General features: G+C 70.1%; 18 protein-coding genes. 1 reads left to right on the top strand and 17 read right to left on the bottom strand.

Going from position 1 to position 18,774, the window contains the following annotated elements:
- Nucleotides 1-185 precede the first annotated feature (185 nt).
- The 13 genes from metK to pyrR form a co-directional block, all read right to left on the bottom strand.
- Nucleotides 186-1,394 (bottom strand): methionine adenosyltransferase, encoded by a 1,209-nt coding sequence (gene metK / locus ACFU8Q_RS25790; RefSeq protein ID WP_384457869.1) that lies wholly within the window; start codon nucleotides 1,392-1,394, stop codon nucleotides 186-188.
- A gap of 251 nt (nucleotides 1,395-1,645) precedes the next feature.
- Nucleotides 1,646-2,848, bottom strand: coding sequence for a bifunctional phosphopantothenoylcysteine decarboxylase/phosphopantothenate--cysteine ligase CoaBC (gene coaBC / locus ACFU8Q_RS25785; RefSeq protein ID WP_384457868.1), 1,203 nt, complete (start codon nucleotides 2,846-2,848; stop codon nucleotides 1,646-1,648).
- A 152-nt stretch (nucleotides 2,849-3,000) separates the two neighbouring features.
- Nucleotides 3,001-3,273, bottom strand: coding sequence for a DNA-directed RNA polymerase subunit omega (gene rpoZ / locus ACFU8Q_RS25780; protein ID WP_003970369.1), 273 nt, complete (start codon nucleotides 3,271-3,273; stop codon nucleotides 3,001-3,003).
- A gap of 94 nt (nucleotides 3,274-3,367) precedes the next feature.
- On the bottom strand, nucleotides 3,368-3,985 hold the full coding sequence (gene gmk, locus ACFU8Q_RS25775) for a guanylate kinase (protein ID WP_384457866.1): 618 nt from the start codon (nucleotides 3,983-3,985) through the stop codon (nucleotides 3,368-3,370).
- Nucleotides 3,986-4,023: 38 nt separating this feature from the next.
- Nucleotides 4,024-4,347: an integration host factor gene (locus tag ACFU8Q_RS25770; RefSeq protein WP_014157387.1), complete on the bottom strand. Its 324-nt coding sequence runs from the start codon at nucleotides 4,345-4,347 to the stop codon at nucleotides 4,024-4,026.
- A 244-nt stretch (nucleotides 4,348-4,591) separates the two neighbouring features.
- The gene (pyrF, locus tag ACFU8Q_RS25765) at nucleotides 4,592-5,431 is read right to left on the bottom strand and encodes an orotidine-5'-phosphate decarboxylase (RefSeq protein ID WP_384457863.1); all 840 of its coding nucleotides are present in this window, start codon (nucleotides 5,429-5,431) and stop codon (nucleotides 4,592-4,594) included.
- Nucleotides 5,428-6,537 carry a quinone-dependent dihydroorotate dehydrogenase gene (locus tag ACFU8Q_RS25760; protein WP_384457861.1) on the bottom strand — a complete coding sequence of 370 codons (1,110 nt, stop codon included), beginning with the start codon at nucleotides 6,535-6,537 and terminating at the stop codon, nucleotides 5,428-5,430. Before ACFU8Q_RS25760 ends, pyrF begins: the two co-directional genes overlap by 4 nt.
- Nucleotides 6,538-6,600: 63 nt before the next feature.
- Nucleotides 6,601-9,909 (bottom strand): carbamoyl-phosphate synthase large subunit, encoded by a 3,309-nt coding sequence (gene carB, locus ACFU8Q_RS25755; RefSeq protein WP_384457859.1) that lies wholly within the window; start codon nucleotides 9,907-9,909, stop codon nucleotides 6,601-6,603.
- Nucleotides 9,902-11,044 (bottom strand): glutamine-hydrolyzing carbamoyl-phosphate synthase small subunit, encoded by a 1,143-nt coding sequence (carA, locus tag ACFU8Q_RS25750; protein ID WP_384457857.1) that lies wholly within the window; start codon nucleotides 11,042-11,044, stop codon nucleotides 9,902-9,904. Before carA ends, carB begins: the two co-directional genes overlap by 8 nt.
- Entirely contained in the window at nucleotides 11,041-11,622 is a 582-nt protein-coding gene (locus ACFU8Q_RS25745) for a hypothetical protein (protein ID WP_384457855.1), read from the bottom strand. The genes carA and ACFU8Q_RS25745 overlap by 4 nt, the downstream gene beginning before the upstream one ends.
- Nucleotides 11,619-12,905: a dihydroorotase gene (locus tag ACFU8Q_RS25740; protein WP_384457853.1), complete on the bottom strand. Its 1,287-nt coding sequence runs from the start codon at nucleotides 12,903-12,905 to the stop codon at nucleotides 11,619-11,621. Before ACFU8Q_RS25740 ends, ACFU8Q_RS25745 begins: the two co-directional genes overlap by 4 nt.
- 2 nt (nucleotides 12,906-12,907) lie before the next feature.
- Nucleotides 12,908-13,903 (bottom strand): aspartate carbamoyltransferase catalytic subunit, encoded by a 996-nt coding sequence (locus tag ACFU8Q_RS25735; protein ID WP_384457851.1) that lies wholly within the window; start codon nucleotides 13,901-13,903, stop codon nucleotides 12,908-12,910.
- 93 nt (nucleotides 13,904-13,996) lie between these two features.
- Nucleotides 13,997-14,581 (bottom strand): bifunctional pyr operon transcriptional regulator/uracil phosphoribosyltransferase PyrR, encoded by a 585-nt coding sequence (gene pyrR, locus ACFU8Q_RS25730; RefSeq protein WP_383753413.1) that lies wholly within the window; start codon nucleotides 14,579-14,581, stop codon nucleotides 13,997-13,999.
- 221 nt (nucleotides 14,582-14,802) lie between these two features.
- On the opposite strand from pyrR, the gene bldD reads away from it, so the two are divergent.
- Nucleotides 14,803-15,303 (top strand): transcriptional regulator BldD, encoded by a 501-nt coding sequence (bldD, locus tag ACFU8Q_RS25725; protein ID WP_014157378.1) that lies wholly within the window; start codon nucleotides 14,803-14,805, stop codon nucleotides 15,301-15,303.
- A gap of 172 nt (nucleotides 15,304-15,475) precedes the next feature.
- Here bldD and nusB read toward each other — a convergent pair whose 3' ends face one another.
- The 4 genes from nusB to ACFU8Q_RS25705 form a co-directional block, all read right to left on the bottom strand.
- Nucleotides 15,476-15,907 carry a transcription antitermination factor NusB gene (gene nusB / locus ACFU8Q_RS25720; protein ID WP_384457849.1) on the bottom strand — a complete coding sequence of 144 codons (432 nt, stop codon included), beginning with the start codon at nucleotides 15,905-15,907 and terminating at the stop codon, nucleotides 15,476-15,478.
- A 2-nt stretch (nucleotides 15,908-15,909) separates the two neighbouring features.
- The gene (efp, locus tag ACFU8Q_RS25715) at nucleotides 15,910-16,476 is read right to left on the bottom strand and encodes an elongation factor P (RefSeq protein WP_266363161.1); all 567 of its coding nucleotides are present in this window, start codon (nucleotides 16,474-16,476) and stop codon (nucleotides 15,910-15,912) included.
- A 50-nt stretch (nucleotides 16,477-16,526) separates the two neighbouring features.
- On the bottom strand, nucleotides 16,527-17,645 hold the full coding sequence (locus ACFU8Q_RS25710; RefSeq protein ID WP_384457846.1) for an aminopeptidase P family protein: 1,119 nt from the start codon (nucleotides 17,643-17,645) through the stop codon (nucleotides 16,527-16,529).
- A 102-nt stretch (nucleotides 17,646-17,747) separates the two neighbouring features.
- Nucleotides 17,748-18,569 carry a Pro-rich N-terminal domain-containing protein gene (locus tag ACFU8Q_RS25705; protein ID WP_384457844.1) on the bottom strand — a complete coding sequence of 274 codons (822 nt, stop codon included), beginning with the start codon at nucleotides 18,567-18,569 and terminating at the stop codon, nucleotides 17,748-17,750.
- Nucleotides 18,570-18,774 lie beyond the last annotated feature (205 nt).

The raw sequence follows: 18,774 nt of genomic DNA, 5'->3' as shown, positions 1-18,774 counted from the left end.
GGTGTCGCGGTGTCCGGGGACCTTCGCCTCCGGCGTTGTCGTCAGTCGCCGACGCTCCGCGTCGCTTCCCTCCTCCGCCTTGGATTCGCAGCCGCATGACGCCGATCGCTGATCCTCTATCGCGGGTGAGGTCGTTACGTGCCGGGAGCAGCGGAGCCCGAGCGGGCTCCGTTCACCCCAGGTCGTTACAGTCCGGCCGCCGCGCGCAGAGCGTCCACGCGGTCCGTGCGCTCCCAGGTGAAGTCGGGAAGCTCGCGGCCGAAGTGGCCGTACGCCGCGGTCTGGGCGTAGATCGGGCGCAGCAGGTCGAGGTCGCGGATGATCGCGGCCGGGCGGAGGTCGAAGACCTCCCCGATGGCGTGCTCGATCTTCTCGGTCTCGACCGCGGCGGTGCCGAATGTCTCGACGAACAGGCCGACGGGCTCGGCCTTGCCGATCGCGTAGGCGACCTGTACCTCGCAACGGGCGGCGAGGCCCGCGGCGACGACGTTCTTGGCGACCCAGCGCATGGCGTACGCGGCGGAGCGGTCGACCTTCGACGGGTCCTTGCCGGAGAAGGCGCCACCGCCGTGACGGGCCATGCCGCCGTAGGTGTCAATGATGATCTTGCGGCCGGTCAGACCGGCGTCGCCCATCGGGCCGCCGATCTCGAAACGACCGGTCGGGTTGACCAGCAGCCGGTAGCCGTCGGTGTCCAGCTTGATGCCGTCCTCGATCAGCTGCCCGAGCACGTGCTCGACGACGAACTCGCGGATGTCCGGTGCGAGCAGCGAGTCGAGGTCGATGTCGCTGGCGTGCTGCGAGGAGATGACGACCGTGTCGAGACGGACGGCCTTGTCGCCGTCGTACTCGATGGTGACCTGCGTCTTGCCGTCCGGGCGCAGGTACGGGATGGTCCCGTTCTTGCGGACCTCGGAGAGCCGTCGCGAGAGCCGGTGCGCGAGGTGGATCGGGAGCGGCATGAGCTCGGGCGTCTCGTCGCAGGCGTAGCCGAACATCAGGCCCTGGTCGCCGGCGCCCTGCTTGTCGAGCTCGTCCTCATCGCCCTCGACCCGCTTCTCGTACGCGGTGTCGACACCCTGCGCAATGTCGGGCGACTGCGCGCCGATGGACACCGAGACACCGCAGGAGGCGCCGTCGAAGCCCTTCTTGGAGGAGTCGTAGCCGATTTCGAGAACCTTGTTGCGTACGAGGGTCGGGATGTCGGCATAGGTCTTGGTCGTGACCTCACCCGCGACATGCACCAGACCGGTGGTGATCAGGGTCTCGACGGCGACGCGGGACCGGGGGTCCTCACGGAGCAATGCGTCGAGAATGGTGTCGCTGATCTGGTCAGCGATCTTGTCGGGGTGGCCCTCGGTGACGGACTCCGAGGTGAAGAGACGGCGGGACACATCGCTCCCTGGGGTTGCAGCGGCTGCTGGCTGATCATTTGGCGGACGGCCGGGAGCTGCGCCCGACACGGTCCGCAGGCCAGTTTATCGGTCACTTCCGTTCGGCGGACAACGTGTCTCGCCCTTTGGTAGTTCTGTGACCTGTGGCACGTCTCGTGACGGTACGGAAATCGGCTGCCAAGAAAGCCGTCCACGCCCATATTTTCAAGGGTTTCGGCCTGCGCGAAGACAGGAGAAAGGAGAAAGGAATTTCATCCGAGCCGCGACGACACGAGATCCCAGAGCGTGTCGGCCAGCGCCTCCTTCGGCCCGTGGGGCACCGGGGTCTCACCGCCGTCGGCTGCGAGGACCACCGCTTCGTTCTCCTCGGAGCCGAATGTCCGGTGTTCCCCCACCTCATTGACGACGAGCAGATCGCAGCCCTTGCGGCGGAGCTTCTCACGGCCGTTGGCGAGGACATCGTCGGTCTCGGCGGCGAAACCGACGACGATCTGGTCCGGGCGGGCGCGTTCACCGGCGACCTCGGCGAGGATGTCCGGATTGCGGACCAGTTTGATGGGCGCGGGCTCCTGGCCGTCCTTCTTCTTGATCTTTCCCGTCGCGTACTCCGCGGGACGGAAGTCGGCGACCGCCGCCGCCATCACGACCACATCGGCGTCCGCCGCGGCCTTCAGTACCGCCTCGCGCAACTGTATGGCGGTGCCTGCGTGCAGGACGTCGGCGCCGGCCGGGTCGGGCAGACCGGTGTTGGCCTCGACGAGGGTGACCCGGGCGCCGCGGGCGACCGCGGTGCGGGCCAGGGCGTAGCCCTGCTTGCCGGAGGAGCGGTTGCCGAGGTAGCGCACCGGGTCGAGCGGCTCTCGCGTACCACCCGCGCTGATCACGACGTGGCGGCCGGCCAGGTCGGCTTCGACGGGTCCGCGGGCCAGCACCCGGCGGCAGACCTCGAAGATCTCCCCGGGGTCCGGGAGCCGGCCCTTGCCCGTGTCGACGCCGGTGAGCCTGCCGACGGCGGGCTCGATGACGACGGCGCCGCGGCGGCGCAGCGTGGCGACGTTCTCCTGGGTGGCGGGGTGCTCCCACATCTCGGTGTGCATGGCCGGCGCGAAGACGACCGGACAGCGGGCGGTGAGGAGCGTGTTGGTGAGGAGGTCGTCGGCGAGGCCGTGGGCGGCCTTGGCCAGCAGGTCGGCGGTGGCGGGCGCGACGACGACGAGGTCGGCGCCCTGTCCGATCCTGACGTGCGGCACCTCGTGGACCTCGTTCCAGACCTCCGTGGAGACGGGGCGGCCGGAGAGCGCCGACCAGGTGGCCGCCCCCACGAAGTGCAGCGCCGACCCGGTCGGGACGACACGCACATCGTGACCGGACTCGGTAAGCCGGCGCAGCAGCTCGCACGCCTTGTACGCGGCGATGCCCCCGCTGACCCCAAGAACGACCTTCGGCTTGTCCACTGCGTCTCCCCGCACTCGGATACGAACACCCCCATGCTGCCTCACCGCGGCCGGTCCGAGGCTGTCGCCCCGGACACACCGCAGAGACCCCGGACACACCACAGGCCCGGCGGCCGTGGCCGCCGGGCCTGTGGTGAAGGTGCAAACCCTGCTTACTGCGCGGGGCCCTCGATGGCCTCGGAGGTGAGCAGGCCCGCGTTGATCTCGCGGAGCGCGATCGAGAGCGGCTTCTCGTGCACGTGGGTGTCGACGAGCGGACCGACGTACTCCAGGAGACCCTCGCCGAGCTGCGAGTAGTACGCGTTGATCTGGCGCGCGCGCTTGGCGGCGTAGATCACGAGGCTGTACTTCGAGTCGGTGGCCTCGAGGAGCTCATCAATCGGCGGGTTGATGATGCCCTCGGGCGTGGTGATGGAAGAGGACACTCTCTGCCTTCCGAAGGGGGTAAAGATCAAAGAAATCTTTGACAGTGCGGAGTTCCGTGATGCGCGTGGTTCCGTGATGCGCGTGTGCCGACCGTCAGTCGTTGTCGACACGGTGGCCGGAAGCCTCCAGCATCAAGGCTAGCAGCTCACGGGCCACGTCCTCGACGGAGGTGTTCACCAGCGTCGTATCGAACTCGGACTCGGCGGCCAGTTCGATCCTGGCGGCGGCGAGCCGGCGCTCGATCACCTCGGCCGACTCGGTCCCGCGGCCGGTGAGCCGGCGGACCAGCTCCTCCCAGCTCGGCGGGGCCAGGAAGACGAGCCGGGCGTCCGACATCGACTGCCGGACCAGCCGGGCACCCTGGAGGTCGATCTCCAGCAGCACCGGCTCGCCCGCTTCCAGGCGCTCCAGCACGGCGCGGCGGGGCGTGCCGTACCGGTTGCCCGCGAACTCGGCCCATTCCAGCAGCTCGCCGTTGGCGATCAGCTTGTCGAACTCGTCGTTGTCCACGAAGAAGTAGTGGACGCCGTTGCGCTCGCCGGGGCGCGGCTTGCGGGTCGTCGCCGACACCGAGAGCCAAACCTCGGGGTGGGCCTTGCGCATATGGGCGACGACCGTGCTCTTGCCGACCCCCGAGGGGCCGGAGAGCACGGTCAGCCGCGGACGTACGTCCGGGGGTGCGGGGGACGTCCCCCGGGATGTTGCAGCCATGGAGCGATTATCCAGGTTCTCAGGAGTGCCTGAGAACGTCAGGCGGCGCTGCCGCCGAACTCGCGCTCCAGGGATGCGATCTGGTTGGAGCCGAGGCCCCGGACCCGGCGGCTCTCGGAGATGCCGAGCCGCTCCATGATCTGCTTGGCGCGGACCTTGCCCACGCCCGGCAGGGACTCCAGGAGGGCGGAGACCTTCATCTTCCCGATGACGTCGTTCTCCTGGCCCTGCTTGATGACCTCGTGGAGGGAGGCGCCGGAGTGCTTGAGTCGATTCTTGACCTCGGCCCGCTCCCGGCGAGCCGCGGCGGCCTTTTCGAGCGCGGCTGCGCGCTGTTCAGGGGTAAGGGGCGGAAGAGCCACGCCTACGTCACCTCGGATGTCGATCTGTCGGATACGGACCGGCGCGGAAGCTGGGCGCTCCACACCAGGTGAGCGACGGACAACATGTGTACGTCGGCTCTCGACGGAGACTAGCGGCCAAGACCGTCCTAGTCAGCGAGAACCAACGAAAAGTCCTGGTCAGCCTCAGCCGACCAGGACATTTCACACATAACGACCGAGTTTTTTGGTCAGGATTCGGTCAACACCCTGTTACGTGGCATGGTCATGTACGTGCGACGGCCGTCCGGACCTCGTCCGTGAGCCGATCGGCTGCCGCCCGCAGCCCCGCCACGTCCGGCCCCCGGCTCAGTACGCCGCGGCTCACGCTGGGCACCACATTGCCCACCGCGTCGCCGAAGACACCGGGCAGATCGGCGGGCGTCGCGCCCTGCGCCCCGATCCCGGGGGCGAGCAGCGGGCCGTTGATGGCCAGATTCACACCCGTGTCCCCGAGCGTGGCGCCGACCACCGCTCCGACGGAGCCGAGCGGGGTCACCCCCTCGTTCTCTGCGGCCATGTGGTCGAGCATCAGCTGGGCCAGCGAACGCCCGTCGGCGGCCGTGGCGCGCTGCACCTGTGCCCCTTCCGGGTTGGACGTCAGGGCGAGCACGAAGACGCCCGAGCCGGAGAGGACGGCCGCGTCGAGCGCCGGGCGCAGCGAACCGAAGCCGAGGTACGGCGAGACGGTGACCGCGTCGGAGAACAGCGGCGAGTCCTTGTCCAGGTAGGTCGCCGCGTAGGCGCCCATGGTGGAGCCGATGTCGCCGCGCTTGGCGTCCATCAGGACGAGCGCGCCGGCCGCGCGCGCCTCCTCGACGGCCTTCTCCAGGACCGCGATGCCGCGCGAGCCGAAGCGCTCGAAGAACGCGGACTGCGGCTTGAGGACGGCGACCCGGTCCGCCAGTGCCTCGACGACCGTACGCGTGAAGCGCTCCAGACCTGCGACGTCGTCGTTCAGGCCCCAGGCGGTGAGCAGCGAGGCATGCGGGTCGATGCCGACGCAGAGCGGCCCGCGGGTGTCCATGGCGTGGCGCAGACGTGCGCCGAACGGTTCCGGGATCATGCGGTGGCCTTCCTGGTCTCCGCGCCGACGGCTTCGGCGAGGGTGGCGTACGGGGATGCGGCCAGGCGTGCGGCCAGGCCCTTGTGGATCGCCCGGGCGTAGCACGGGCCCTCGTAGATGAAGGCGCTGTAGCCCTGGACGAGCGTGGCGCCGGCGAGGATGCGCTGCCAGGCGTCCTCGGCGTTCTCGATGCCGCCGACACCGACCAGGGTGATCCGGTCGCCCACCCGCGCGTACAGGCGGCCGAGGACCTCCAGGGAGCGCGCCTTGAGGGGTGCGCCGGAGAGTCCGCCGGTCTCCGCGACGAGGGACGGCGAGGACTTCAGGCCGAGGCCGTCCCTGGCGATGGTGGTGTTGGTGGCGATGATGCCGTCCAGTCCCAGCTCGACCGCGAGATCGGCGACCGCGTCGACGTCCTCGTCCGCGAGGTCCGGGGCGATCTTGACGAGCAGCGGCACCCGCCGGTCGGTGACGGTCCGGTCTGCCGCGTCGCGCACGGCGCTGAGCAGGGGGCGGAGCGCCTCGGTGGCCTGGAGGTTGCGCAGGCCGGGCGTGTTGGGCGAGGAGACGTTCACGACGAGGTAGTCGGCGTGGCGGGCCAGGCGCTCGGTGGACTTCACGTAGTCGCCGACCGCTTCGGCCTCCGGTACCAGCTTCGTCTTGCCGATGTTGACCCCGACCGTGGTCCTGAAGACCGGCCTGCGGGTGGCCAGCCGCTCGGCGACGGCGGCCGAGCCCTCGTTGTTGAAGCCCATGCGGTTGATCAGCGCGCGGTCCGCGACGAGTCGGAAGAGGCGCTTTTTGGGGTTGCCGGGCTGCGGCTCGCCGGTGACCGTACCGATCTCGATGTGGTCGAAGCCGAGCATCGACATGCCGTCGATCGCGACGGCGTTCTTGTCGAAGCCCGCGGCGAGGCCGAAGGGGCCGTGCATCCGCAGGCCGAACGCCTCGGTGCGCAGTTCCTTGTGGCGGGGAGCGAGTACGGCGGCGACGAAGGTGCGCAGCACGGGGATGCGGGCCGCGAGGCGGATCCAGCCGAAGGCCAGGTGGTGCGCCTGCTCCGGGTCCATCCGCTTGAAGACCAGCTGGAAGAAGAATTTGTACATCGGGGTGTCCTCGGTGTCCTCGCGGAGGGGGGGACACCGTTTCCGGTGTCCCCCTCTCGGCTGCTAGTCGCGGGCCGCGGTCAGACGCTCCGCGTGTTCCTGGAGGGAGCGGACGCCGACGTCTCCGTGGGTGAGCGCGTCGATGCCCTGAACGGCGGCTGCGAGCGCCTGGACCGTGGTCAGGCAGGGCACGGACCGGGCCACGGCCGCGGTACGGATCTCGTAGCCGTCCAGGCGGCCGCCCGTGCCGTACGGCGTGTTGACGATCAGGTCGACCTCGCCGTCGTGGATCAGTTGGACGATGGTCCGCTCGCCCTGCGGGCCCACACCCTCGGACTGCTTGCGCACGACGGTGGCGTTGATGCCGTTGCGCTTGAGGACCTCTGCGGTGCCGGAGGTGGCGAGCAGTTCGAAGCCGTGGGCGACGAGTTCGCGTGCCGGGAAGATCATCGAGCGCTTGTCGCGGTTGGCGACCGAGATGAACGCGCGGCCCTTCGTCGGCAGCGGGCCGTACGCGCCGGCCTGCGACTTGGCGTACGCCGTGCCGAAGACCGCGTCGATGCCCATGACCTCACCGGTGGAGCGCATCTCCGGGCCGAGGACGGTGTCGACGCCGCGGCCGTGGATGTCACGGAAGCGCGACCACGGCAGGACGGCCTCCTTGACGGAGATCGGCGCGTCGAGCGGCAGGGTGCCGCCGTCGCCGTTCGCCGGGAGCAGACCCTCCGCGCGCAGTTCGGCGATGGTCGCGCCCAGCGAGATCCGGGCAGCGGCCTTGGCGAGTGGGACCGCGGTCGCCTTCGAGGTGAAGGGGACGGTGCGCGAGGCGCGCGGGTTGGCCTCCAGGACGTACAGGATGTCGCCGGAGAGCGCGAACTGGATGTTGATCAGCCCGCGGACGCCGACGCCCTTGGCGATGCCCTCGGTGGAGGCGCGCAGCCGCTTGATGTCGTAGCCGCCGAGGGTGATCGGGGGCAGGGCGCAGGCGGAGTCGCCGGAGTGGATGCCGGCCTCCTCGATGTGCTCCATGACGCCGCCGAGGTAGAGCTCGGTGCCGTCGTAGAGCGCGTCGACGTCGATCTCGATCGCGTCGTCGAGGAAGCGGTCGACCAGGACCGGCCGGGTGGGGCTGATCTCGGTGGACTCGGCGATGTACGAGGAGAGCCGCGTCTCGTCGTACACGATCTCCATACCGCGGCCGCCGAGCACGTACGACGGGCGTACGAGGACGGGGTAGCCGATCTCGTCGGCGATGGCCTTGGCCTCGGCGAACGTGGTGGCGGTGCCGTGCTTCGGGGCCGGCAGCCCGGCCTCGGCCAGGACGCGGCCGAAGGCGCCGCGGTCCTCGGCGGCGTGGATGGCCTCCGGGGACGTACCGACGACCGGCACGCCGTTGTCCTTGAGCGCCTGCGACAGACCCAGCGGGGTCTGACCGCCGAGCTGGACGATGACACCGGCGACCGGGCCCGCGAGGGTCTCGGCGTGCACGATCTCCAGGACGTCTTCCAGCGTCAGCGGCTCGAAGTACAGGCGGTCGGAGGTGTCGTAGTCGGTGGAGACGGTCTCCGGGTTGCAGTTGACCATCACGGTCTCGTAGCCCGCGTCGCTCAGCGCGAAGGAGGCGTGGACGCAGGAGTAGTCGAACTCGATGCCCTGACCGATGCGGTTGGGGCCGGAACCGAGGATGAGCACCGCGGGCTTGGTGCGGGCCGCGACCTCGGACTCCTCGTCGTAACTGGAGTAGAAGTACGGCGTCTTCGCGGCGAACTCGGCGGCGCAGGTGTCGACCGTCTTGTAGACCGGGCGGATACCGAGGGCGTGCCGCACCTCGCGGACGACGTCTTCGCGCAGGCCGCGGATGTCGGCGATCTGGGCGTCGGAGAAGCCGTGCCGCTTGGCCTCGGCCAGCAGCTCGGGGCCGAGCTCCTCGGCGGCGGCCAGCCCGTCGGCGATCTCCTTGATCAGGAAGAGCTGGTCGACGAACCAGGGGTCGATCTTCGTGGCGTCGAAGACCTCCTCCTGGGTGGCGCCGGTCCGGATCGCCTGCATGACGGTGTTGATCCGGCCGTCGGTCGGGCGGACCGCCTCGGCCAGCAGCTCGGCCTTGTCGCCGGGCTCACCCGTGAAGGAGAACTGCGAGCCCTTCTTCTCCAGCGAGCGCAGCGCCTTCTGGAGCGCCTCGGTGAAGTTCCGGCCGATCGCCATGGCCTCGCCCACCGACTTCATGGTGGTGGTGAGGCTGGAGTCGGCGGAGGGGAACTTCTCGAAGGCGAAGCGCGGGGCCTTGACCACTACGTAGTCGAGGGTCGGCTCGAAGGAGGCCGGGGTCTTCTCGGTGATGTCGTTCGGGATCTCGTCGAGCGTGTAGCCGACGGCCAGCTTGGCGGCGATCTTGGCGATCGGGAAACCGGTCGCCTTCGAGGCGAGCGCCGAGGAGCGGGAGACGCGCGGGTTCATCTCGATCACGATGACCCGGCCGTCGGCCGGATCGATGGCGAACTGGATGTTGCAGCCGCCGGTGTCGACGCCGACCTCGCGGATGATCGCGATACCGATGTCGCGCAGCCGCTGGTACTCGCGGTCGGTGAGCGTCATCGCCGGGGCGACGGTGATCGAGTCACCGGTGTGGACGCCCATCGGGTCGAAGTTCTCGATGGAGCAGACGACCACGACGTTGTCGTGCTTGTCGCGCATCAGCTCCAGCTCGTACTCCTTCCAGCCGAGGATGGACTCCTCCAGGAGCACCTCGGTGGTCGGCGAGAGGGTGAGGCCCTGGCCGGCGATGCGGCGCAGCTCGTCCTCGTCGTGCGCGAAGCCGGAGCCGGCGCCGCCCATGGTGAAGGAGGGACGGACGACCACGGGGTAGCCGCCGAGCGTCTCGACGCCCGCCAGGACGTCGTCCATGGAGTGGCAGATGACCGAGCGTGCGGACTCGCCGTAACCGATCTTCGCCTTGACGGCCTCGACGACGCCCTTGAACAGGTCGCGGTCCTCGCCCTTGTTGATGGCCTCGACGTTGGCACCGATGAGCTCGACGCCGTACTTCTCCAGGACACCGTTCTCGTGCATGGAGATCGCGGTGTTGAGCGCGGTCTGGCCGCCCAGCGTGGGCAGGAGCGCGTCGGGGCGCTCCTTGGCGATGATCTTCTCGACGAACTCGGGGGTGATCGGCTCGACGTACGTGGCGTCGGCGATCTCCGGGTCGGTCATGATCGTCGCCGGGTTGGAGTTGACCAGGATGACGCGCAGGCCCTCGGCCTTGAGCACGCGGCAGGCCTGGGTGCCGGAGTAGTCGAACTCGGCGGCCTGCCCGATGACGATCGGACCGGAGCCGATGACCAGGACGGACTGGATATCGGAGCGCTTAGGCACGCTGGCCCTCCATCAGGGAAACGAAGCGGTCGAAGAGGTACGCGGCGTCGTGCGGGCCCGCGGCCGCTTCGGGGTGGTACTGGACGCTGAAGGCCGGCTGGTCGAGGAGCTGGAGGCCCTCGACGACCTGGTCGTTCAGGCAGACGTGGGAGACCTCGGCGCGGCCGAACGCGGTGTCGGACACCTTGTCGAGCGGGGCGTCGACGGCGAAGCCGTGGTTGTGCGCGGTGACCTCGACCTTGCCGGTCGTACGGTCCTGCACGGGCTGGTTGATGCCGCGGTGGCCGTACTTCAGCTTGTACGTGCCGAAGCCGAGGGCGCGGCCCAGGATCTGGTTGCCGAAGCAGATGCCGAAGAGCGGGGTCTTCCGCTCCAGGACGCCTCGCATCACGGAGACCGGGTGGTCGGCGGTGGCCGGGTCGCCGGGGCCGTTGGAGAAGAAGACGCCGTCCGGCCGGACCGCGTACACCTCCTCCAGGGTGGCGGTGGCGGGCAGCACGTGCACCTCGATGCCGCGCTCGGCCATCCGGTGCGGGGTCATGCCCTTGATGCCGAGGTCGATCGCGGCGACGGTGAACTTCTTCGTGCCGATCGCGGGGACGACGTACGCCTCCTTGGTGGCGACCTCGGTGGAGAGGTCGGCGCCCACCATCTCGGGGGCCTGCTGGACGCGGGCGAGCAGCGTGGCCTCGTCGGCGAGTGCGTCACCGGAGAAGATGCCGACGCGCATGGCGCCGCGCTCGCGCAGATGGCGGGTGAGGGCGCGGGTGTCGATGCCGCTGATGCCGACGACGCCCTGACGCTCCAGCTCCTCGTCGAGCGAGCGCCGCGAGCGCCAGTTGGAGGGCACCCGGGCGGGGTCGCGGACGACGTAACCGGAGACCCAGATCCGTCCGGACTCGGGGTCCTCGTCGTTCACACCGGTGTTGCCGACGTGCGGGGCGGTCATCACGACGACCTGGCGGTGGTACGAGGGGTCGGTCAGCGTCTCCTGGTAGCCGGTCATGCCGGTGGAGAACACCGCCTCGCCGAAGGTCTCCCCCACGGCCCCGTAGGCACGGCCGCGGAAGGCGCGGCCGTCCTCCAGGACGAGTACGGCGGGAGCTTGGGCGGCTCCCCGGGTGGAGATCGTCATCGTGCGGTGCCTTCCGTAGTGCTGGTGAGATGGTTGATGGCCTCGACCCAGGCCGGGTGCTCGGCCGAGCGGTCGGAGCGGAAGCCGGAGTCGATCAGCTGGTCGCCGTGCGCCCAGGTGATGATCAGCAGGCCGCCCTCGGGGAGGACCTTGCCGGCGATGCCCTTGTCGAGCCGGGCCTCCCGCAGCGCGGCGGCCGGGACGAAGAAGTCGGCCGCCCCGGGGCGTACGACGTCGAGGCCCTGGTCGGTCAGGGTGAGCTCGACGCGGCTGCGGGTACCGAGGCCGTGGGCGACGATCCGGTCGAGCCACTGCCCGGCGGTCGTCGAGGCGTGGTACCGGCCGGTCAGCGTCAGCAGCCTCTCGCCGTCGGCGAACCCCTCCGGGGTGGTTCTGAGTTCCGGCAGGCCGGACTGGAGACTGCCCCGCCACTTCCATCCCTGGCGCATCAGCCAGTAGACGAAGGCGATGAGGACGAGCAGTCCGACGACCCAGCTGATGCGCGCGGGCCAGTCGGTCACTTCGGCCGACTTCTGCTCGGCGGCGAGCTGGAGGTACAGGGGGGTGAGTGATGTCACGCGAGCTTCCCGTCGACGACCGTGGCACGGCCCCGCAGGAAGGTGTGGGTGACTCGGCCCGGCAGTTCGCGACCCTCGTACGGAGTGTTGCGGCTGCGGGACGCGAAGCCCGCGGGGTCCACCACACCACGGTATGCCGGATCGACCAGGGTGAGGTTGGCGGGCTCACCGGCCGAGACGGGCCGGCCGTGTCCGTCGAGACGGCCGATGGCGGCCGGACGGAACGACATCCGGTCGGCGACCCCCGCCCAGTCGATGAGGCCGGTGTCGACCATCGTCTGCTGGACGACGGAGAGCGCGGTCTCCAGGCCCACCATGCCCATGGCGGCGGCGGCCCACTCGCAGTCCTTGTCCTCGTGCGGGTGCGGGGCGTGGTCGGTGGCGACGCAGTCGATGGTGCCGTCGGCGAGCGCTTCGCGCAGGGCCATGACGTCGGCCTCGGTGCGCAGCGGCGGGTTCACCTTGTAGACCGGGTTGTAGGACCGTACGAGCTCGTCGGTCAGGAGCAGGTGGTGCGGGGTGACCTCGGCGGTGACGTTCCAGCCCTTGGACTTCGCCCAGCGGATGATCTCGACGGAGCCGGCGGTCGACAGGTGGCAGATGTGCACCCGGGAGCCGACGTGGGCGGCGAGCAGGACGTCACGCGCGATGATCGACTCCTCGGCGACGGCGGGCCAGCCACCGAGACCGAGCTCCGCGGAGACGACGCCCTCGTTCATCTGGGCGCCCTCGGTGAGGCGGGGCTCCTGGGCGTGCTGGGCCACGACGCCGTCGAAGGCCTTCACGTACTCCAGCGCGCGACGCATGATCACCGCGTCGTCGACGCACTTGCCGTCGTCGGAGAAGACCTTCACCCCGGCGGCCGAATCGTGCATGGCGCCGAGCTCGGCGAGCTTCTTGCCCTCCAGACCGACGGTGACGGCGCCGATCGGCTGCACGTCGCAGTAGCCGGACTCCTTGCCGAGCCGCCAGACCTGCTCGACGACGCCGGCGGTGTCGGCGACGGGGAAGGTGTTCGCCATGGCGTGCACGGCGGTGAAGCCGCCGACGGCCGCCGCCTTCGTCCCGGTGAGGACCGTCTCGGAGTCCTCACGGCCGGGCTCGCGCAGGTGGGTGTGCAGGTCGACGAGGCCGGGCAGCAGGATCTGGCCCTCCGCCCCGACGACGGTCGCGTCCCCGGCCTCGATGCCGGTACCGACCGCGGCAATGGTCTCGCCGTCGATCAGGACGTCCTGGGGTTCGCCGCCGAGGATCTTCGCGCCGCGGATAAGGATCTTGCTCATGGTTACTTGTTCTCCTCGGTACGGGTGGCGGGCGACGATTGGGCCGGGGCGGCGGGCTCGGAGCCGCCCAGCAGCAGGTACAGGACGGCCATGCGGATCGACACGCCGTTGGCGACCTGCTCGACGGCCGTGCACCGGTCGGAGTCGGCGACCTCGGCGGTGATCTCCATGCCGCGGACCATCGGGCCGGGGTGCATGACGACGGCGTGCTCGGGCATCTTCGCCATGCGGTCGCCGTCCAGGCCGTAGCGGCGGGAGTACTCGCGCTCGGTCGGGAAGTACGCGGCGTTCATCCGTTCACGCTGCACTCGCAGCATCATCACCGCGTCGGACTTCGGCAGCACCTCGTCGAGGCCGTAGCTGATGTCGCACGGCCACTGCTCGACGCCGATGGGGACGAGGGTCGGCGGGGCCACCAGCGTGACGTGGGCGCCGAGCGTGTTCAGCAGGTGGACGTTGGAACGGGCCACCCGGCTGTGCAGGATGTCGCCCACGATGGTGATCCGGCGGCCTTCGAGGTCGCGGCCGAGACCGCTGTCGGCGCCGACGAGGCGGCGGCGCATGGTGAAGGCGTCCAGGAGGGCCTGGGTGGGGTGCTCGTGGGTACCGTCACCGGCGTTGACGACGGCGCCGTCGATCCAGCCGGAGGTGGCGAGGCGGTACGGGGCTCCGGAGGCGCCGTGCCGGATGACGACGGCGTCGGCGCCCATCGCCTCCAGGGTCAGCGCGGTGTCCTTGAGCGACTCGCCCTTGGAGACGGACGAGCCCTTAGCGGAGAAGTTGATGACATCGGCGGAGAGGCGCTTGGCCGCGGCCTCGAAGGAGATGCGGGTACGCGTCGAGTCCTCGAAGAAGAGGTTGACGACGGTACGGCCGCGCAGGGTCGGGAGCTTCTTGATCGGCCGGTCCGCGACCCGTGCCATCTCCTCGGCGGTGTCGAGGATCAGGACGGCGTCGTCGCGGGTGAGATCGGCGGCCGAGATGAGGTGACGCTTCATCTGGGTGTTCTCCGGAGGGCTGGAGGGTTCAGGCATGCGGGCGCGCGGAGGCGGCCGTACGGGCTCGGGGTACGCCGTACGGGTGAAGTGCGGTTACTGCGCGCCCGCGGGGGCGGTCTGCTGGACACCGAGCAGCACGGCGTCGCGGCCGTCCTCCTCGGCGAGCTGGACCTTGACCGTCTCCCGCAGTGACGTGGGGAGGTTCTTGCCGACGTAGTCGGCACGGATCGGGAGTTCACGGTGACCGCGGTCGACGAGGACCGCGAGCTGCACCGCGCGGGGCCTGCCGATGTCGCCCAGCGCGTCGAGCGCGGCGCGGATCGTGCGGCCGGAGAAGAGGACATCGTCGACGAGGACGACCAGGCGGCCCTCGATGCCCTCGCCGGGGATCTCGGTGCGGGCCAGGGCGCGCGCCGGGCGCAGCCGCAGGTCGTCCCGGTACATAGTGATGTCGAGGGAGCCGACCGGCATCTTCCGGCCGGTGATCTCCTGGAGTTTTTCGGCGAGCCGGCGGGCGAGGAAGACGCCCCGCGTCGGGATGCCGAGGAGCACCACATCGTCGGCGCCCTTGGCGCGTTCGACGATCTCGTGGGCGATCCGGGTCAGTACCCGGGCGATGTCGGGAGCCTCCAGAACGGGGCGTGCCGCGTTGCCGGTGGCTTCGTGCTGTGCGTCCATAAGAAACGGACCTCCTTCTCCGCCTCACGGGACGGACCTTAAAGGACGTCTAAATTGCGTCATCAACGTTACCAGGGCTTGTGCCCGGCCTTGGTCGCACCCCCGGAAGGTGCCGGTCCGGACCATTCGGCTTGACGCAGCCAAGTAACGCTGCGTAACCTCACAGTGAGTTACCAGCCACGCGGCGGAGCCGCAGAATGTCCCAGCGTCCGGGGAGCCTTATGTCCAGCGAATACGCAAAACAGCTCGGGGCCAAGCTCCGTGCCATCCGCACCCAGCAGGGCCTCTCCCTCCACGGCGTGGAGGAGAAGTCGCAGGGCCGCTGGAAGGCCGTCGTGGTCGGTTCGTACGAGCGCGGCGACCGTGCCGTGACCGTACAGCGCCTCGCCGAGCTCGCGGACTTCTACGGGGTCCCGGTGCAGGAGCTCCTGCCCGGTACGACGCCCGGCGGGGCCGCCGAGCCGCCGCCGAAGCTCGTCCTGGACCTGGAGCGCCTCGCCCACGTCCCGCCGGAGAAGGCCGGACCGCTGCAGCGCTACGCGGCGACGATCCAGAGTCAGCGCGGTGACTACAACGGCAAGGTGCTCTCGATCCGCCAGGACGACCTGCGCACGCTGGCCGTCATCTACGACCAGTCGCCGTCCGTGCTGACGGAACAGCTGATCAGCTGGGGCGTACTGGACGCGGACGCGCGCCGTGCCGTCGCCCACGACGAGGGCTGAGGTCCCTTCGCAGAAACGTGCCGCCGTGTTGGCGCGGGCCCCTTCCGGGTGCCCCGTCGGCACGGCGTTCTCGTTGTACGGCAACGGGGTGCGCGGCAAGCCGGCACACCCATGCCGAAGGGCCCACCGCCATCCGGCCGTGGGCCCTTCGTCGGCTGAACGCCACCGGAGGCTACTGCTCCCGGCGAAGGTTCGGCTTGAGGTCCTTGAACCGGGCGAGCAGCCCGTTCACGAAGGACGGGGAGTCATCGGTGGAGAACTCCTTGGCGAGCTGGACCGCCTCGTCGATCACCACCGCGTCCGGGGTGCCGTCCTCCCAGATCAGCTCGTAGGCACCGAGCCGCAGGATGTTCCGGTCGACGACCGGCATGCGGTCGATCTCCCAGTCCACGGCGTAGGTCACGATGAGGTCGTCGATCCGGTCCGCGTACTGCGCGTACCCCTCGACGAGCTCCATCGTGTACTCGGTGACCGGCGGCTGACGGCTGTCGGTCCGCGAGTGCCGCACCCAGTCCGCGAGGACCGTCTGCACGGACTCACCGCGCTGGTCGGCCTCGAAGAGGATCTGGAAGGCGCGCTTGCGGGCCTTGTTCCGGGCAGCCACGGTTAGCTGTTCACCCGGCCGAGGTAGTCGCCCGTGCGGGTGTCGACCTTGATCTTCTCACCCGTGGTGATGAAGAGCGGAACGCCGATCTCGTAGTCGGTCTCCAGCGTGGCGGGCTTGGTGCCGCCGGTGGAGCGGTCGCCCTGGACGCCCGGGTCGGTGTGCTTGACCGTCAGCTCGACCGCGGCGGGCAGCTCGACGTAGAGCACCTCGCCCTCGTGCTGGGCGACGGAGGCGGTGAAGCCCTCGATCAGGAAGTTGGCGGCGTTGCCGACAGCCTTGCGGTCGACCATGAGCTGGTCGTACGTGTCCATGTCCATGAAGACGAAGTACTCGCCGTCCATGTACGAGAACTGCATGTCTCGACGGTCGATGGTGGCCGTTTCGACCTTCACGCCGGCGTTGAACGTCTTGTCGACGACCTTGCCGGACAGCACGTTCTTGAGCTTGGTGCGCACGAAAGCCGGGCCCTTGCCGGGCTTGACGTGCTGGAACTCGACGACGGACCAGAGCTGGCCTCCGTCGAGCTTGAGCACCAGGCCGTTCTTGAGGTCGTTCGTGGAAGCCACGGTTGCGGAATCTCCTGGACTGAAGCTGGTGGAACGACCGAGGATGCGCGCTAGAGCGCGAGCAGCTCCTTGGTCGTAATGGTGAGTAGCTCGGGTCCGCCGTCCGCCTCGGGGCGCACGACGAGCGTGTCATCGATCCGGACCCCGCCCCGGCCGGGGAGGTGGACCCCCGGTTCGACGGTGACCGGCACACAAGCGTCCAGTTTACCCATGGCCGCAGGTGTCAGCTGCGGGTCCTCGTCGATTTCTAGCCCCACCCCGTGCCCCGTCCACGGTGCGAGGCTCCGGCCATGGCCCGCGGAGTCCAGGATGTGGCGGGCTGCGCGGTCCACATCGCGGTAGGCCGCGCCCGGTACGAGGGCCTCGCGCCCGGCCCGCTGAGCGGCGAAAACCAGGTCGTAGAGCTCGATCTGCCATTCGGCGGGCGTCGTCCCGATGACGAACGTACGGCCGATCTCGCAGCGGTAGCCGCGATAGTTGGCGCCGAGGCAGACGGAGAGAAAATCACCTTCCTCCACCCGTCGGTCCGAGGGGCGGTGGCGCCCCTGGCCGGAGTTCGGCCCGGTGGCCACGGAGGTGGCGAAGGCGGGGCCGTCGGCGCCGTGGTCCACCAGGCGGCGCTCCAGCTCCAGGGCGAGATGGCGTTCGGTGCGGCCCACCAGGATCGATTCGAGGAGTTCGCCCAGGGCCTGGTCGGTGATCTCGGCGGCGATCCGCAGACAGGCGATCTCCTCCTCGTCCTTGACGACCCGGAGCTGCTCGACGGTGGCACCGAGATCGGCGAGCCGGAGCCGCGGGGCGACCGAGCCCATGGCCCGGTGGCGGGAGACCGTCAGGTGGTGTTCCTCCACGGCCAGGGACTCCGCGCCCGAGGAACCGGCCAGAGCGGCGGCCGCGACCACCGGATCACCGTCGCTGTCCGGCAACGGGGACACTCGCAGCTGATCGTCCGTGCGCCCGTCCGTGCGCCCGTCGGAGGGATCGCCGGCCGGGTCGCGGGGGCAGAGCAGCACGTCCTCGCCGGGGCCGAGCAGCAGCACGGCACCCGGGGGCGCTCCGCCCGCGAGATAGCGGACGTTGGCGGGGCGGGAGACCAGAGCGGCCGCGGATCCGACGGCGGCGCACCGGTCGCGGAGCTGCCCACGGCGGACGGCGTACACGTCTGACATGTCACGAGCCTACGAGCGGTGGCGCGGGCCTGCTCGGTCAGCGCACCCGACCGGGGGCCGCGGCCGGCCCTCACCGGACCGGGAGCGCCGCCCGGTGAGGCTTCACCAGGACGGTGGGCTGGCTATGGAGCGGGCGAGTATGTCGTCGAGGACACGGGCGGTGGTCTCCACGTCGTACGTCGAGTTGTCGATGATCGGCAGCCCGGAGCCGTACCACCCGGCCATCCGGCCGTGGATCCGGGCGACCTCCTCGTCCGAGAGGCGGCGGTTCCCGCTGCGGGCGGCATTGCGCTCCAGCACGATCTCCAGGCCGGGCAGCAGGACGACGGGCAGCAGTCCGGGGCCGACATGGCGTTTCCAGCCGCCGAGGCCGACGACCGGCCGGTCCGGGAACACGGCATCGTCCAGGATGCAGGAGATGCCGTTCGCGAGGAAGTTGCGCGCGGCGAAGCCACAGGTGCGGCGGGCGAGGCGGTACTGGGCCTCGGAGTGGTCGTTCCACCCGGACTGGGGGTCGGCGAAGCCGGAGCAGACCCATTCGCGGACGTCGTCGAGGCTGACGTGGGCCGTGGGAACCCGGCGCCGGCTGGCCCAGAGCTTGGCCACGGTGGTCTTGCCGGCGCCCGCGGGACCGATCAGCAGGACGGCGAGGGTCGCGCTGCCGGTGCCGGGACCGGCGGGGGGCGCGGGCAGCGGGACAGGGCCGCCGGGCGGCAGCTGGACGTGCCCGGTGGTCTTCCTGGAGGGCGGGGCCGGGGCGTGCTGCGGGGCGGGGCCGCTCCAGCCCCGGGGCGCGGGGGGCGCCGGAGGGGTGGTGGGCGGCGGCCCCGGCTGTCCGGGGTGCTGGGCCTGGTGCGTCCAGCCGACAGGTCCGCTTCCGGGGCCTTGGGGCGGCGGCAGCGGGGCCCCCACTGCGTGCTGCATCCGGTGCCACTCCGTCTCGTACAGGCAACTGGCGCTGGTGGAACGGCAACCGTACCGTCCCTGGCCGCCACTGAGGGAACGGCCGGGGACGGCCCACGGTGCCCGGTCGGCCAGGGTCTTTCGTTCGGATCAGGCCGGATGAGGGAGCGGCCCGCCGCGGAGCGGCTGATGTCACCGCGGTGCCGTGCATCGCAAGGCGCAGGAA

This window comes from Streptomyces sp. NPDC057543, from assembly GCF_042801895.1.
Taxonomy (GTDB): Bacteria; Actinomycetota; Actinomycetes; order Streptomycetales; family Streptomycetaceae; genus Streptomyces.
The sequence above is the reverse complement of the archived record's forward strand: the minus strand, read 5'-3'. Positions and strand labels throughout refer to the sequence as shown.